The organism is Streptomyces parvus, assembly GCF_014648875.1.
Classification (GTDB): Bacteria; Actinomycetota; Actinomycetes; order Streptomycetales; family Streptomycetaceae; genus Streptomyces; species Streptomyces parvus.
The window spans coordinates 12387-28139 of the sequence record NZ_BMRY01000022.1 but is presented as its reverse complement, the minus strand read 5'-3'; the positions used below and the strand labels follow the sequence as shown (position 1 = coordinate 28139).

At 70.1% G+C, this 15753-nt stretch carries 11 protein-coding genes and 1 pseudogene; 5 read left to right on the top strand and 7 right to left on the bottom strand.

Annotated features, from left to right (window positions below):
- Window positions 1–563: 563 nt before the first annotated feature.
- The gene (locus tag IE140_RS35275) at window positions 564–3044 is read left to right on the top strand and encodes a DEAD/DEAH box helicase (RefSeq protein ID WP_229827126.1); all 2481 of its coding nucleotides are present in this window, start codon (window positions 564–566) and stop codon (window positions 3042–3044) included.
- A 99-nt stretch (window positions 3045–3143) separates the two neighbouring features.
- Here the strand turns inward: IE140_RS35275 and IE140_RS35270 are convergent, their stop codons facing one another.
- Genes IE140_RS35270 through IE140_RS35260 form a run of 3 tightly spaced genes read right to left on the bottom strand, consistent with a single transcriptional unit; the run spans window position 3144 to window position 6369 of the window.
- Complete coding sequence (locus tag IE140_RS35270; protein ID WP_189461057.1) at window positions 3144–4508, bottom strand: hypothetical protein; 1365 nt, start codon at window positions 4506–4508, stop codon at window positions 3144–3146.
- Between the two features lie 18 nt (window positions 4509–4526).
- Window positions 4527–5948 carry a mobilization protein gene (locus tag IE140_RS35265; RefSeq protein WP_150197581.1) on the bottom strand — a complete coding sequence of 474 codons (1422 nt, stop codon included), beginning with the start codon at window positions 5946–5948 and terminating at the stop codon, window positions 4527–4529.
- 19 nt (window positions 5949–5967) lie between these two features.
- Window positions 5968–6369: a hypothetical protein gene (locus tag IE140_RS35260; RefSeq protein ID WP_229827119.1), complete on the bottom strand. Its 402-nt coding sequence runs from the start codon at window positions 6367–6369 to the stop codon at window positions 5968–5970.
- 762 nt (window positions 6370–7131) lie between these two features.
- Here IE140_RS35260 and IE140_RS35255 point away from each other — a divergent pair.
- Both IE140_RS35255 and IE140_RS35250 read left to right on the top strand, forming a co-directional pair.
- Window positions 7132–8370, top strand: a complete 1239-nt coding sequence (locus IE140_RS35255; protein WP_167533575.1) for an AlbA family DNA-binding domain-containing protein — start codon at window positions 7132–7134, stop codon at window positions 8368–8370.
- Between the two features lie 181 nt (window positions 8371–8551).
- Complete coding sequence (locus tag IE140_RS35250) at window positions 8552–9511, top strand: DUF4238 domain-containing protein (RefSeq protein ID WP_167533574.1); 960 nt, start codon at window positions 8552–8554, stop codon at window positions 9509–9511.
- Between the two features lie 202 nt (window positions 9512–9713).
- On the opposite strand, the pseudogene IE140_RS36330 reads toward IE140_RS35250, so the two are convergent.
- A pseudogene (locus tag IE140_RS36330) lies at window positions 9714–10010 on the bottom strand ((2Fe-2S) ferredoxin domain-containing protein); the annotation flags it as partial.
- Window positions 10007–11977, bottom strand: coding sequence for a heavy metal translocating P-type ATPase (locus IE140_RS35245; protein ID WP_189461055.1), 1971 nt, complete (start codon window positions 11975–11977; stop codon window positions 10007–10009). The pseudogene IE140_RS36330 and the gene IE140_RS35245, both read right to left, overlap by 4 nt.
- A gap of 93 nt (window positions 11978–12070) precedes the next feature.
- Between IE140_RS35245 and IE140_RS35240 the strand changes: the two genes are divergently transcribed.
- Window positions 12071–12463 carry an ArsR/SmtB family transcription factor gene (locus IE140_RS35240; RefSeq protein WP_150197577.1) on the top strand — a complete coding sequence of 131 codons (393 nt, stop codon included), beginning with the start codon at window positions 12071–12073 and terminating at the stop codon, window positions 12461–12463.
- A gap of 235 nt (window positions 12464–12698) precedes the next feature.
- Complete coding sequence (locus IE140_RS35235; protein ID WP_229827127.1) at window positions 12699–13865, top strand: pentapeptide repeat-containing protein; 1167 nt, start codon at window positions 12699–12701, stop codon at window positions 13863–13865.
- Here the strand turns inward: IE140_RS35235 and IE140_RS35230 are convergent.
- Window positions 13846–14778, bottom strand: coding sequence for a hypothetical protein (locus IE140_RS35230; protein WP_150197575.1), 933 nt, complete (start codon window positions 14776–14778; stop codon window positions 13846–13848). The genes IE140_RS35235 and IE140_RS35230 overlap by 20 nt on opposite strands.
- A 225-nt stretch (window positions 14779–15003) precedes the next feature.
- Entirely contained in the window at window positions 15004–15609 is a 606-nt protein-coding gene (locus tag IE140_RS35225; RefSeq protein ID WP_150197574.1) for a hypothetical protein, read from the bottom strand.
- Window positions 15610–15753 lie beyond the last annotated feature (144 nt).

Below are 15753 nucleotides of genomic sequence, written 5' to 3'. Positions count from 1 at the left end.
GTATCCAAGCGCTGCGCGCTTGGCAGGGACGGAATTCGCTTCGCGAATTCTAAAGGCGCTTCGCGCCTTTGATAAACCGCTGCGCGGTTTATGTGAATTCACGCTTTGCGTGAATTGGATTACCGCTGCGCGGTAATCTTTGGGTCTCTCCGCTTCGCTTCGTGACGGGGCGTCCGCTTCGCTCCCGCCCTGCCGGCTTCGCCGGGCTGGCTACGGCGGTGGGTGTCGGTGCATCAACTGTGCCAGCGGGTAGGATCCCGAATCGGTGGGCACCACCACTCGGGGCCGGCCCCGGGGTCTGCCACCGCCAGGAGGTCCGGGCCGAGAGGTGGAGAGTTCTTCCTGACGAGATGTTACGTCTGGCGCGCACCCGCACTCGGGAAGAGGTGGATGGGTGCTGCTCTCGCAATGTAGCACGCTGGTCGGCCATGGTGGGGCCGGAACAGGCCAACCATCAGTCGATGTGATGCATCGTGCTGCATCCTACTCGTGCATCATGTGATGCACGAGTAGGATCACGAGTGAACAGATACCTCCTCCCCCGCGTCTGGAGACTTTTCGTCGTGACCGGTGAAATTACGCTTTTCCCTCATCAGGCGGAAGCGGTGGATGCCATTGTCGCCGGGCTGGACATCCGGCCCGGGCAGCAGATTCCGAAGAATGGTCTGCGCGGTCAGGTGCACGCGGCGTGCGGGACGGGAAAGACGTTCATTGCGGCCGGTGCGGCGCAGCGTATTTCTCCGCATGGGCGGGTTCTGGTTCTTCTTCCGACGTTGGAATTGCTCGCGCAGACGGTGCGGGAGTGGCGGGCTTTCGGGCGTTCGGGGCCGATCGTGGCGGTGTGCTCGATGGATGACGACCCGCGTCTGTACAACTTGCGGGTGCCCTCGACGACGAACGCCCCGCAGCTGGCGCTGCACTACGGCAGCGGGCCGGTGACGGTGTTCGCGACGTACTCGTCGCTGCCGGTGCTGACCGAGGCTCACGAAGGCGCGTACGGACTCCCCATGGATGTGTGGGACCTGATCTGCGTGGACGAGGCCCACCGGACCAGCGGGTCGCTCGGGAAGGCGTGGGCCGTCGTCCACGACCAGGAGCAGCTTCCCGCGATGCGCCGGCTGTATCTGACGGCGACGCCACGGATCTGGATGGAGCGGCCCCGGCCCCGCTGGCGGGCGGAGTTCCCGGAGGAGAGCGGGGAGGCTGGGCGGCGGCGGGCGCCGGTGGACCGGCTGCCGAAGGAGATGGCCTGCTCCATGGCGGACGAGCGGATCCACGGGCCCGTTCTCTGGGCGCTGGACCTCTCGGACGCGATCGCGCGGGGCCTGCTGGCGCGGTACCAGATCGTGGTCGTCGAGCTGCGGGATGAACGCCTAACCCTGGAGAAGCTGTACGGCGAGGAGCGGTTCGAGGAGCACGTACGCGGCGAGCGGCTCTCGGTGCTGCAGGCGGCGCTGCTGGAGACGATGGCGGAGCACGGGCTTGAGCGGTGCATCACCTTCCACCACCGGACGATCGAGGCGCAGGCGTTCTCGGTCGGGCTGGGGCGGGTGGCGGGTCGGCTGCACGCGGCGGACCCGGAGCGGCACCCGGCTCAGGTGTGGTCGGGGTGGCTGTCGGGTGAGCACGAGCCGGAGATGCGGGCCGAGGAGCTGTTCCAGTTCGGGGCGCGGGCGGGGCGGGCGGTGATGTCGAACTGCCGGGTTCTCGGTGAGGGAGTCGACTGCCCGAGCGTGGATTCCGTCGCTCTTATCGACCCGAAGGGGTCGGCGGTGGATATTGTTCAGGCTATTGGTCGGGCGCTTCGGCAGAAGCCCGGTCAGGATAAATTGGCGACGCTGATCGTGCCGGTTTTTCTCGGCCCGGATGAGACTCCGGAGGACATGTCGTATTCGGTTTCGTACCGTCCTCTTCTGAAGGTGCTTTCCGGGTTGCGGGCGCATGATGAGCGTGCGGTGGAGATGCTCGCTATTCCGTCGGAGGATCTGCAGCGGACGAAACCGGTGTCGCCGTGGCTCGGACCGGCGCCCGAGGGCGACGACGAGGAGGAACAGCGGCTGCTGCTGCGGTTCGGGACGCACCGCGATCCGGCGTTGGTGGCCAGGTTGGTGGAGTACAACCTGATCGAGCCGGAGCATGCGAACTGGCGGGCGGGGCACCGGGCGGCGGTGGCGTACCGGGAGCGGGAGGGTGATCTCGCCGTGCCCTACAACCACGTTGAGGGTGGGGACGAGCGGGGTGAGGGCGGGTTTCCGCTGGGGCGGTGGCTGTCGGATCAGCGCCGGGCGATGCGGGCGGGGACGATGCTGCCGGGGCGGGCCGAGGACTTGGAGGCGCTCGGCGTGGTGTGGGATCCGGCGGACGCGGCGTGGGAGGAGAACCTCGGTGCGGCGAAGGCCTACTTCGCCGCGTACGGGACGCTTGCCGCGCCGGTCACGGCGATGATCATGGACCGGCCCATTGGGCAGTGGCTGGCCAACGCGCGGAAGAAGAACGGGCTCGGGAAGGAGCAGGTGCGGGCGGCGCGGCGGGCGGCGGCGCTGGCCGCGATCGATCCGGACTGGAACCCGGACTGGCCCGTCGGCTGGCAGCGCCACTACGCGGCCCTGAAGGGTGCTGTGGCCCCCGGGAGCGTGGTCGGGCATGTGGAGCCCGGGGCGATGGTGAATGGGCTCGACGTCGGCGGGTGGCTGGTCGCCCAGCGGGATGGGTGGGAGCGGCTGGCCGTGGGGCAGCGCGAGCGCCTGGTGCAGCTCGGCGTCCGGCCGCCCGAGAAACCGGCCGCCGTTCCGGCTCGGCCGCGGCGGGCGGGGGGTGCGCGGGCCGGGGCGTTCGAGCGGGGAGTCGCCGCGCTCGCCCAGTACGTCGAGCGGGAGGGGACGGTCGTCGTGCAGAGGTCCTGGTCGGAGGAGTTGCCGGACGGGACACCGGTGCGGCTCGGTGTGTGGTTGTCGAACGTGAAGAGCCGGAGGGCCACGCTGACGGGTGAGCAGCTTCAGCGGCTGGCCGGCCTCGGGCTGGAATGGGCGAAGGCCGCGGGCTGAGGGCTGGGGTGCATCGCACTGGCGTGCGGGCAGGATCGCGAACGTGAGCTGACCTCCGCGGCCGCGCGTTCCGGAATTCTGGAACGCGCGGGCGCGGCTCTACCGTCCGCGTCCCTGCCGTGGTGCGGGGGCGGTCTGCTGGTGGTGCGCGGGGGCGGCGGGTTGGGCGGGGGCCGGCTGCGGGTGCGCGGTGGTGTCGGGGCCGGTGGTGGTGGAGCGGGAGCGGGCCGCCGATGCGGAGACGCGGGGGCCGGTGGGCAGCGCCGCGTCCAGTGGTGTGGTGAGGGCGTGGTGGGCGGCGAGGAGCAGGCGCTTGGCCGTGTCGGCGGGCGGGCCGGTGCGCCAGGCGGCGGTGTCGGGGGCGAGGCGGGCGAGGTGTGCGGTGAAGGGCTCGCCCGCCTTGGCCATGGTGTGCATCCGGTGCGCGAGCAGCGGCCACAGGCGGGAGCTCACCAGGAGCGCGGCGTCCGGCTCGGGCAGGGCCTCGTTGACCCTGCTCACCAGGAGGCGGTGAGAGCCGGTGCTGATACCGAGCTGGTCCAGGGCGTGGGCGCGGTCGGCGAGGTCGAGGTCGCGAGGGATCGTCAGGCCCTCGGTCAACGGGCCCCAGGCCCGCTTCGCGTCCGCACTCACCGGCGGGGCAGGACGGGCGGCCCACGGATCGGGCTTCGAATCCGGAGTCGACGTCGGCCGTTCGGCGGGCTCAGGCCGTAGGGCGGGTGCAGGCGCCGGAGCCGGGGTCGTCGCGGGTGCGGGTGCGGTCCGTACGGCGGCCGCGCGCGCCGGAGCCGGAGTCGTCGCGGGCGCCGGAGCCGGAGCTGGGGCGGTCGGCGAGGGGGCGGGGGCTTGGGCTTGGGGGGAGGTCCGGGCGGTGGCGGCGGCGACGGCCTGGTCGACGCCGAGGCCGGCGGCGTGGGCGTCGGTGAGGATCCGGGCGACGTCGACGCCCTGCTCGTGGAGGCGGCCCATCTCGGCGGCGAGGTGGGGCCAGGCCGGGGAGGCGAGGATCGCGTCGCGGACCAGGCCTTCGGGCATGGTCCGGCGCAGGAGGTCGGCCCACCGGTCGGTGCCCTCCGCCTGGATGCGGGCGGTGTTGCGGGCGACGGCCTGCTCGACAGCGGAGGCCATGCGGCCCAGGTTCGGCAGGAACGTGGTGAGGTCGACGCCGGCCTGCTGGAGCGAGGTGAGGTGGCGGGCCAGCAGCGGCCAGTCCCCACCGGCCATCAGCCCGTTCAAGATGCCCTCGGGCAGGACGGTGCGCAGCTGCTCGGCCGACCAGCCTTCGGCGAGCTCCTCCGCGTCCGCACCGAGCTCCTTCTCCTCCCCTTGGTGGTATTTCTGGGCGGCGCGGCGGACCGCGTCCGCGATCGTGAGGATCAGCCGGACCGACATCGTCGCGGCCTGCGCCGCCTCGGAGAGGGCTTCGGAGAACGGCTCACCGGGCGGGGCGGCGGGCGTGGTCATGGGTGCTCCTTCGTACGGTCAGCGCGAACGCCCCGGGCCCGGGTTCGGTCGGGGAGGTACAGCGGTAACGGACGGGGCCGCAACGGGGCCACGCCCTGCGGCGGGTGTCACCCGTACGGTGCGCGGCACGGCCCGGGAGGGTCGGGTGGGTGGCGGTGCTCCGGTGAGGGTGGCGGCTTCGCGGAGCAGAGCGGCGGCCTGGGCGGCGGCCCGGGTCTGGGCGTCGTGCTCCTGTGCGCGGTGCCACGCGGTGGCCGCCTCGACGGCTTCGACGAGCGCGATCAGCAAGGTCAGGACCGCGGGTGCCCCGCCGCCACGGGCTGTTCTCGGTGCGTGTTCCAGGGCTTGGGCGGAGGCTTTGAAGTGGGCGCGGGCGGTGCCGTGGAGGGTGCGGGTGCCGGGGGTCCGGGAGGCCTGCTCGAACGCGGCCGCCGCCGCACGAACCTTCTCGCATACGACGGTCGGGGACGTCGCGGCGGCCACCACCAGGAGGTCACCGAGGGCGGCGACGTCACCGGCACCCTCGGCACGGCCGGCCCGGGCGAGAAGGTGCGCGGCTTCGCGGATCCGGGTGTGCGCGCGGACGAGATCGGCGGGCGCGATCGTGGGGTGGAAGCGTTCGCGGATGCGGGGCAGGGAGAGGTCGTAGGCGAGGGTCCTGCCGGAGAACCAGACGGGCCTGCTGCCGCGGTCGGCGCGGTCGCCGGGCAGCGCGACCGCGTACCCGTCCAGAGCGCCGTTCTTGTCATGGTGCTCCCGCACCCGCACACCCGCGTCGCGCAGCCGGGTCAGGAAATCGGCGTCGTCCGCGGCAAGGGCGGCGGCCTCGCGGACCGTGCGCTGGAGGCTCTCCCGGGCGGACTCTGGGAGGCCGCGGCGGGCGGCTTTCTCCCGCTCCCCCGTGACCGGAGCGCGGCGCGCGGTGCGGTCGAGCGGCGACATCGGCCGGAGGTTCCAGGCGGTCTCGAAGGCGCGGGCGGCGGTGTGCATGTTCGGGATGTCGCCGCGGATGCGGGGGTGTCGGCCGTCCTGGCGGGCGAGGGTCGCCACCAGGTGGATGTGGTCGTCCGCGTGACGGACCGCCACCCACCGGCACGCCTGGGCATCGCCGTGGGGGGCGATGCCGGCGGCGGCCACCATCTCGGCGGCGACCGTCGCCCACTCGGCGTCAGTGAGGGTCCGGTCGTCGGGTTCGTTACGGACGGAGACGTGCCACACGTGCTCGGCCGGTTTCGGGCCGCGCAGGGCGTCGACGGGGGCGTCCAGGAGGAGCGCGAGATCAGAGAGCGTCATGCGGTCGGGGTTGCGGGCCGGGCAGGGCAGATCGGGGGTCCAGGCCGCGACGAGGTGCGGGTCGGTGTGCTCGTCGTGGTTGCCGGGGCCGAAGAGGTAGGCCAGGAGGTCCGCGGTGCTCTCCCCGCTCTCGGCCTTCTTCGGCATCACCGCCCGCACACCCTGTTCATGTCCGCGGGCGCCGTTCCCGCATGACCTGAACGGTCGCCTCATCCACCCTGCCGATCGCCTCCAGAGCCTGCGTCAGAACCGTGCGGACCGGGTCCGGAAGAGCCGGTTCGGGGGTGTGCGGCAGAGCGGTGCGGGGGCGCAGGGGCGGGGTGCCGGGAGCGACGGGGAAAGGCGGCGCCGGTGTCGCGAGAGCGTGCAGCGCGGCCACCGTTTCCTGGAGGTGGAGGCGGGAGCGGATCAGCTCGCGCAGGACGTCCCCGGCATCCCGGGAAACGGGGATGAGGGTCTCCTGCGCGACGGCCATCAGCTGACGGCCGGCCCACGCCCCGAGGGCCATCTGGCCGTCCCTGCGGGCAGCGGTACGGATGACTTCCATCTCGGTGTCGTCGAACGACATGTTCACCCGGTTCGCGCGGGTGCTACCGGCCTGCCGCTCACGGCGGCGCGGCTTATCGGGTCGGTCGATTCTCACCATTTTTTCCCTCTCGGAAAACGTGGGCGGGAGGCGGGTTGATCAAGGCACGGCTGCAGCGCAGAAAAGTGCTTAACGTTACGTTGTGCACTAACTGGCTCCCCCTTTCTAATGCCTGAAAAGAGCGTCCCCCGGCCCGCTGCGACGAGCACGGCGCCCAGCCCACGACGGCGGCGGGGAACCCACCAGCCGACCGACACCCCACCCACCAACCGACCCCGCAACATCGGCACGACGTCGGCGCAGCACCCGCACCGTCGCCACCCTCGGCCGCACCCCCACACCACCACCCCGCACACCACCCCGCACACACCCACCCCCACACAACAACGAAGCGACGACCACCCACTGGTTGAACCCGCACCGGTCAACGCACGAGCAACCCCCGCCGCGACGGCGGCGCGCACCGGGAAGCCCCGACACGGCCGGGTGTCGGAGAACAGCGGAACGGTCTACCGCGTGCGCGCGGACGGGGCTGGTCGAGAGCCGCCGTCGCGCCCCGCCGCGCGGTTGAGACCGCCGCTACTACTTCTCCGGACGACCGGTGGAAAAGGCGTCCGTGGCGGCGGCCAGGCGTCCTAGAGTGAGCCTTCCAACGACGCTCAAAGAGGATCGATTATGGGGATAGCGGACACCTCTGTCGCCGCACAGAGCCGGGCTCGCACGTGGACGCGGCTGCATCAGCACTTGGGGTCCGCTCCTGGCCCGCTCACCTACGACATGGTCTGCCAGGCGGCAGCTGATCAGCTGGCCGAGACCGACGATCTCGACTGGAAGCGGGACCTGCCCGTTCCCCCCATGCACGGTCAGTGGAACGAGTTCGCCAAGGACATCAGCGCGATGGCCAACACACGCGGCGGACTGCTCATCTACGGCGTCGCCAACGACCACTCGATCGTCGGGATCGACAGGGACAAGGCTGACCTCCGGCAGTACGCGCAGTGGGTCCGCAACCACGTCCACCCTTACCTGCCGGACCTGGTCATGTTTCCCCTGACCGACGGCACAACGACTCTGCTGGTCGTCGACGTCCCCGCCAGCGAGATGGCCCCGCACCTCGTCCACGGCAGGTCGGACAAGGACAAGGAGCAGCAGGCGTTCACGGTGCCCTACCGCGACCGAGACCACACCGCCTGGATGGCCGAGCACCAGATCGAGCGCGCCTACCGCGACCGCTTCACCCGGACCGACAGCGCGGCAGAGGCCCTGCGCCAGCACTCCGACTTCCTCACCAAAACCATCACCGCACAAGCATCCAAACCCTCAGCCTGGCTGGTCGCCGTCGCGCGCCCCACGCGGAGCTACCCGCACGGTGCGCCACCGCTGAACCGGGACGAAGCCCGCTACCTTCTTCACGTCGCCCGGGAGCGCGGAACCAAGCTGCCGGCGCGGAGAGCCCCCGGGCCGATGACAGGCATGGGCGACGCCCTCATCAACCCACGCCCCGGTCTGAGGCGCTGGGTCTCCAGCACGATGGAGATCGACTACAACCGCAACTCCCTGGTCGAGCTGCACCATGACGGCACCGTGACCCTGGCCACCAATGTGTCGTGGTATCCCCCGTCTTCAGTGCGGCAGGGCTTCGCCGAGGAGGCCGGCGTCGTCGATGCCCTACCTGTTTCGCAGCGCGTGGTCACAGCAGCCTGTGACGACTTCTTGATCACCATCCAGGAGCTGCAGCGGAAACTGTCCCTGGACAGTACCCAGCAGATCACCGCGACGATCTACGCATCCAACGGCCCGTGGGCCCTGGAAGCCCGCACAGCGGCCTTCGGGGACGGCCGCGAGAGCACACCCCCGTACACCCGCCGCCCCCATCACATTCAGCCGGTCCACACGCTCCTGCCGCCGATCGCGGACGACGAGGAAGTGGCACGCGTCTCCGAGGAACTCAGTAACGACCTGATGAGTCAGTTCGGCCTCTGAACACACTCCGGAGGCAGGGCAAGGCCGGTTACCCGCTCACAGGCCGTCTGCCGCCGTCGGTCACTCTGGTAGGGGACACGGACCCCCACGACCGCACCCCACTGTCGCGGCACAGGCGCGGACTCATCCTGGCATGGGAAACCGCTGGCCTGTCCACCGAGGCCTTGCCAGAATCTCAAGGGTGAAGGCACCTCAGATACGGCGGCAGCACCTCGTCTCGCAGGTCCTGCTCAAGCAGTTCACCGTAGCCGGGCCTGAAGGCAGCGGCCTTCAGTTGCGTCCCGTCGACGTGCGCAACCCAGGTCGGCGAAACAAGCTCGCGAGCACACGAACGTGCGGCTGGGCCGACACCTTTGTGGCGTTCGACTCCGCGTCCGCTGAGAAGTTGTGGGACTCCGTAGAGCGGGGTGCTCATGCTGCCATCGAGGCTGTGCGCAGAGGCGCACCGTTCGCAGATCCGCTGCACGTCAGGGCTTTGCGTGACCTGATCGTGCTTCACTACGTGCGGTCCCACCGCTACCGCGATGTATACGTCAACGCGTTCGAAACCGTGCGTGTGAAGGTCCGTAGTGAGGTCGTCGAGCGGTTCCCGGAACCAGTGCGCCGTGAGGCGTTGCGGCAGACCGGGCTGCACCTTGCCGGCGAGGGCGCCCTCAATGCCTTCGCTGAGCGTCTCGTCGAGCAGTCCGAGGTCACCCAGAGCTTTGGGACAGGCGCTCTGTTTCGCACCAGCATTGAGAGCATGTTCAACAGAGTGCGTGCCACGTCATCGGACTGGAAGTTGGAGGTGCTGACGCCTGAGAACGGGCAATTCCTGATCGGCGACAACCCAGCGGTGACCGTGCGCACGGATACCAGGCCTTGGTCGTACAACATGGCCATTGGTGACGCGCACTCCCTCGTCCTACCGATCACTCCCCGGCATCTGCTGGCTCTGGGAAGGAACAACATAGTCAGCACCGTCCCCCGGCCCCTCATGGACCAGATCAACATCGTGCAAATCCGCGCTGCCGACCGCTACGTCTATATGCACCCTCGGAGTACAAAGCTTGAGGCGTTCGCGAGGGAGTCGGCGAAGCGGTGGCGAGCGGGCCGCCTAAGCCCCTACCGCAGGTCGGAATCGGAACGCGGAGGTTTGTAGGCCGGTCGCCGCGGCGAGTGCCGTCCGATCCTGGAGTGGAGGAGGCGCGGGCGTGGGTCGGAGTCGCGGAGGTGGAGCTTGCTGCGCAGCTGGTCATCCGGCCAGCTGCTTTAGGACCAGTACGAGCAAGCCGTGGCTGAGGGCCGCACAGCGAAGGCCGGGTGATCGCGTGGTTGTGCAGCGCACCCGACGGACGGTGAGTGATGTCAGTGGTGGCCTCGGGATCGTTGACGGGCCGAGCCAGACGGGGCCGTCCGCCTGCCTTGCGGCCTTCTGCGGAAGGCTGGACGACGATGATGTTGGCCCGCTCGCAGGCGTCGAGGCAGCCGGTGGCCCGTAGGGTCGCGGTGCCGTCGAGGGCCTGGTGCAGGTTGCGGAGTTGGGCGGTGTGATCGAGGCCGGGAACCTTGGGGGTGCCGCAGCAGCAGCCTCGGCATACGGTGACGGTGGGCCGCGCGGCCCCCCTGGGCGGGGGTGGCGCGGCGGTTCTTTCGCTCACGTGGCGTCCTTGGTGGGGCGGGGCCAGGCTGTTTCGCGGAGCAGGCGCAGGCCGTTGACGCCGACGATGACGGTGGATCCCTCGTGGCCGGCGACGCCGAGGGGCAGAGGCAGGGTGCCGATCAGGTCCCAGGCGACCAGGACGGCGATGAACGTGCCGGCGATGGCCAGGTTCTGGATCACGAGGCGGCGGGCGGTGCGGGAGAGCTGCACGATCGAGGGGATGGTTGCGAGTTCGTCGCGGACGACGACGGCGTCGGCGGTCTCCAGGGCGAGGTCGGAGCCGGCCTTGCCCATCGCGATGCCGGAGTGTGCGGCGGCCAGCGCGGGGGCGTCGTTGACGCCGTCCCCCACGACCAGCACTCGGCGTCCCTGGGCCTCCCACTCCTTCACGGCCGCCACCTTGTCCTGGGGCAGCAGCCCGGCACGCACGTCGGTGATGCCGACCTCGGCGGCCAGGTGCCGGGCGGCGCGCTCGTTGTCGCCGGTCAGCAGGACCGGGTTGTGCCCGGTCAGGCGGGTGAGGGCCGCGACGGTGGCCGCCGCGTCCGGTCGCAGCCGGTCCGCGATCCCGAGCACGCCCACTGCCACCTGGTCGCGCAGGACCACGACCGCGGTGCGTCCGGCCTCCTCCAGTTCGGCCACGACCGCTTGGTGGGCGTCATCGTTCAGGAGCCGGGCCGGGGCGCCGACTGTGATGGTCCGGCCGCCGACGGTGGCGGTGACGCCCTGGCCCGGGGTGGACGTGAAGCCCTCTGTGTCGCTCAGGGACAGGCCCCGTTCGCGGGCCGCGGCGACGACGGCGCGGGCGAGCGGATGCTCGCTGGGGTGCTCGGCCGACGCTGCCAGCGCCAGGAGCGCGTCCTCGTCCAGGCTGCTGTCGGGCAGCGGGTGCCGGTCGGTGACGCGGGGGGTGCCTTCGGTGAGGGTGCCGGTCTTGTCCAGGGCGACGGTGTCGATCTGGCCGAGGCGTTCCATGACGACGGCGGACTTGGCGAGGACGCCGCGGCGTCCGGCGTTGGCGATGGCCGACAGCAGCGGCGGCATGGTGGAGAGCACCACCGCGCACGGCGAGGCCACGATCATGAACGTCATCGCCCGCAGCAGCGCCGAGGACAGGGTCGCGCCGAAGGCGAGCGGGACCGCGAAGACGGCGAGGGTCGCGATGACCATGCCGATCGAGTAGCGCTGCTCGATCTTCTCGATGAACAGCTGGGTGGGTGCCTTGGTCTCGGAGGCTTCCTCGACCATCTTCACGATCCGGGCGATCACCGAGTCCGACGGGTCGCGCTCGACGCGCACACGCAGGGCGCCGGTGCCGTTGACGGTGCCCGCGAACACCTCGTCCCCGGCCTGCTTGGCGACGGGCAGCGGCTCGCCGGTGATGGTGGCCTGGTCGACGTCTGAGGCTCCGTCGAGGACCCGGCCGTCGGCGCCGACCCGCTCGCCGGGCCGGACCAGGACGATGTCCCCGACCGCCAACTGCCCGGTGCCGACCGTCTGCTCGGTGCCGTCGGGCAGGAGCCGGGTGGCGGTGGTGGGCGCGAGATCGAGCAGGCCGCGCACCGAGTCCGCGGTGCGGGCGGTCGCGACCGCTTCCAAGGCCCCGGAGGTCGCGAAGATGACGATCAGCAGAGCACCGTCGAGGACCTGGCCGATCGCGGCCGCGCCAAGCGCGGCGACGACCATCAGCAGGTCCACGTCCAGCGTCCTGTCCTTGAGAGCTTTGATGCCTTCCCAGCCCGGCTCCCAGCCGCCGGTGACGTAGGTGGCGGCGAACAGGGTGCCCCACAGCCAGGGCGGGCCGTCCAGCAGGTAGAGGGGCAGGGCGAGCAGGAACAGCGCCAGGGCCGCGAGTGCCCAGCGGGCTTGCGGCAGGGCGAGCAGGCGGGTGCGGCGCCGGGGAGGTGCCGGGCGCACGGTGCCGGCGGGCAGCGCGGACCACTGCTGGCCCAGGACAGAAGACATGACAAAACAACCCTTCACGGGCGGACGGGGCGACACCTCCACCGTACAGGAACATATGAACAGCTCTTCATCTGTCATCGGTATGATGGAGTCATGGGCCACGGACGCGACACCACCACCAGCAGCGCCAGCACCCGCGACCGTCTCGACGCGGTCGGCACCGCCGACGTCGCCGCCACCCTCCAGGCCCTCGCCACACCCTCCCGGCTCTACATCCTGGCCCGCCTCCAGGAAGGGCCCTGCGCGGTCGGCGAGCTCGCCGAAGCCGTCGGCATGGAAGCCTCCGCCTGCTCCCACCAGCTCCGGCTCCTGCGCAACCTGGGCCTGGTCACCGGTGAGCGGCAGGGCCGCTCCATCGTCTACTCGCTCTACGACGACCACGTCGCCGAGCTTCTCGACCAGGCCCTCTACCACGTCGAGCACCTGCGCCTGGGGCTCCACGACACCGCGGCCCGCACTGCCGTTCCGACCGCCACCGGGCGCTGAGCACAGGACCGAGGGGATCGGCGTCTCAGTCCTGCTGGCCGTCCTCCTCCGACCCGGGTGCGTCCGGGTCGAGCGGCGGGCGCAGGGCGCCGGCCGCTGGAACGGAGTCACCGGATAGGCAAGCGGGAACCTTACGGGACAGCCCTTAGTCCTGTCGGGTATGAGTCCTCAACTTCGCGGCCGTCGGGCTGGGTGGCGCGGCCTGCGCCTTTGGAGCATCGGCTTCGTGCTGCCCATGGTCTTCATCGGAGCACTCCTGATCGCCGGGTTCGTGCTCGTCACCGGTTGGAACCTTCTCGGGGCCCGCGAGCTGAAGCAGCAGCAGCAGATCGACTCCAAGACGTTCTTCGACCTCGTGAAGTTGTCCTTCGGCGTGGTGGCCGGAGCGGGAGCCCTCGTCGCTCTTGTCGTCGCCTACCGGCGTCAGCGGGTCGACGAAGACGCGGCCTTGCGCGACACCACTCGCCTGCACAACGAACGTTTCACCACCGCTGTCTCTCAGCTCGGCGACACCTCGCCCACGGTTCGCCTCGGAGGAGTCCACGCCCTCGTCGGTCTCGCCGACGACGCCCCTACCCGCGAACTCCGCCAGACCTGCATCGACGTCCTGTGCGCATTTCTCCGCCTGCCCTACACCGCCGCAAGTGATCTTCCGGCAGGCGATTCAGCAGCCCAGTACGACTACGTCGCCCTCCGAGAAGCCCGGCACACGGTCATCCGCCTCATCGGTGACCATCTGCGCCTCCCCGCCGGCCATCCCCACTCATGGCAAGGGCACAACTTTGACTTCACCGGAGTCGCCTTCGACGGGGGCGACCTCAGCGAGGCGAACTTCACCGGGGGGACGGTCCGTTTCAGCGGCGCGATCTTCGCGGGCGGATTTTTCAGATTCAACGGGGCAACGTTCCACAGCGACGTCGATTTCTACCGCGCCTCGTTCGCCGCAGGAACGGTGGATTTCGGTAGCGCAACATTCATCGACGGCACTGTCGGTTTCGAGGCAGCAACGTTCTCCGGCAGCATCGTCCACTTCCTCTACGCGCGGTTCTCGGGTGGTGTTGTCAGCTTCGCGGGCGCAGCAATCAATGACGGCACTCTCAACTACAACGGCGCGGGCTTCAACCGTGGCGACGTGCACTTCAACGGAGTAGCGTTCACCGGCGGCAACGTCCTCTTCCGCCAGGCGCGCTTCATCGGCAGCCTGGTTGATTTCGACAGTGCACAGTTCTCCGGAAGCGAGGTCGACTTCAGCCACGCCGAATTCATCGGCGGCACAGTCGACTTCAGCGATGCAGAATTCATCCGCGGAGACGTCGACTTCCGAAACGCATCGCTCGCCCACGGCGTCATAACGATCGATGACGCATCGGCGGGCTCGGGAGTCATAACCGGCCTTGCATAACAGAGCGACTACTGCCTCGAAGGCCCTCCGGAACCGGACCCCGTCGGACTCCGGCCACGGACTGCCAAGTGTTGACGACATCCGCCGTCGCAATCGACAAGCGCGTTGTGTCCCAGCCGAACTGCAGGAACAGCCGCTGCAACGTGCAGATGACGGCGAGCGGGGCCCCGCCACAGCGCAGCGCGGTAGCTTCGGCGCTGGCCCCCATCTGTGCAGCGGCGTCGCCGTGCAGGGGGTCCACGGGCTGGTCGATCTGCTCCAGAAACATGCTGATCCCGTGCTGCTGTCCATGCGCAACTGCGGAGCCAATTCGCCAGAGGAGCTGGCCGAGGGTGGGGTCGATCATCTGGGTGGCAAGGGCCGTGGTGGTAGGCAGCTTGGTGCCCAGGAACGGGGGCTGGTACCTGTCGTTCGTCCGGCGGACATCGAAGCCGTGCGCACGCGCCGCTTGAACGATGCGTTGAATGCGGCCTTCCGCGTGAACCTTGATCGCCGTGCGGTCGGTTCCGGTCTCCAGGTGGGTCTGCTCTTTGAGGCTCTGAAGGCGGAGGTTCATGTGCCGACGTACTCGCTCACGCCCGTCGATGCCGGGTTCCAGCAAGAACCATGGTCCTGTTGAGATGTCCAGCATCGCCCGCGCGAGGGTGTGCGTCGCTGTGATTCCCCCTGGCGACGTGAGAAGGGTGCTCAGGCTCCCCATGTGGTCGAGCAGCACGAAGACGGATGTCAGGGGCATGATGTTGGCGTCCCTGGCGGGCGTGTCGCCCCATGCCCCGCCAAGGTCGTCTCGGCGGCACTCCTCGCCTGCCGGCGACTCCGGCAGGAAACCATGGGTCGCTTCATAGCTCTCGTCGAACGCGGCACGAAGACCACTCAACGAACGGGCCAGCTCGCCCCAAGCACCGTGTTCCATGCCGATGACGATAAGAGAGCGCAGAACGATTCCGCTTGGAATATCCCGTTACCCGCTGCCGGCCAACCGCCCATCCAGAACGAGACCGAGCGGCACAACTCACAGACCCTCGCACAGCTGGCCAGCTCGGCGTGAGCGCGACCCGTGCTGACGGTCCGCCGCGCCCAGCCCGGGCCCGGAAGCCGCCCCCAGGGGACCGAGTCAGGGTGGCTCGCTCGCCGACGGTCAGCTCTCGGCACGGGTACGGGCCGCAGCGAGAAGCCGTTGCGCGGTGCGCTGCCCCACCCCGTAGCGCTGGACGACGTCGGCGGTGGTAAGGGGTGCCCGGGTGGTCAGCTCGGCGATCTCCTCGATGCGGGGGTCGTGGCGGGGGCGTGGTGCGCGGTTGCGGGGGTCGCCGGGCTTTCGGCCGGGGGTGCGGTGGTGCTGGTCGCCTGCGTCCCGCCGGGCTTCGGCGGTGCTGCGGGGCCACCAGGTGCGGCCGTGGCGTTCGGTGCCGGCGGGCAGGTAGCCGGTGGTGGCGTAGGCGCGGACGGTTGCGTCCCTGATGCCGAGGACGTTGCCGGTCTCCTTGTCGGTGAGGAGGTCATCGGGGTGTTCTGCGCCCTGCGGGACGGCCGTTGGCCACTGCACGTTGTCGTCCGTTTCGGCCGTCGCTCCGGTCGGCCAGTGCTTGCCGCTCATGAAGGCGCGGGCCTGCTCCTCGTCGTAGAGGCGGAGGCGTTCGCCGGGGTTGACCACGGGGACGCGGGTGCGGAACGCCGCTGCGTGGCGGCGGCGCCAGGTGTGGACCGGCAGGCCGGTGGCGGCGGCGATGTCGTCCTCGGTCATGGTGGGACGGCCTTGGGGAATCATCCGGGTCGCTCTCTTCCAAGGGTCGGTGTCAGCTGCGGTTCGTCCCCGGCGGCCGGGGGGGGCGGGGCGCGGTGGTGCGCGGCGGGGTGCCTGTCGGGGGCCGGGTGTCGGTCGCGGCCG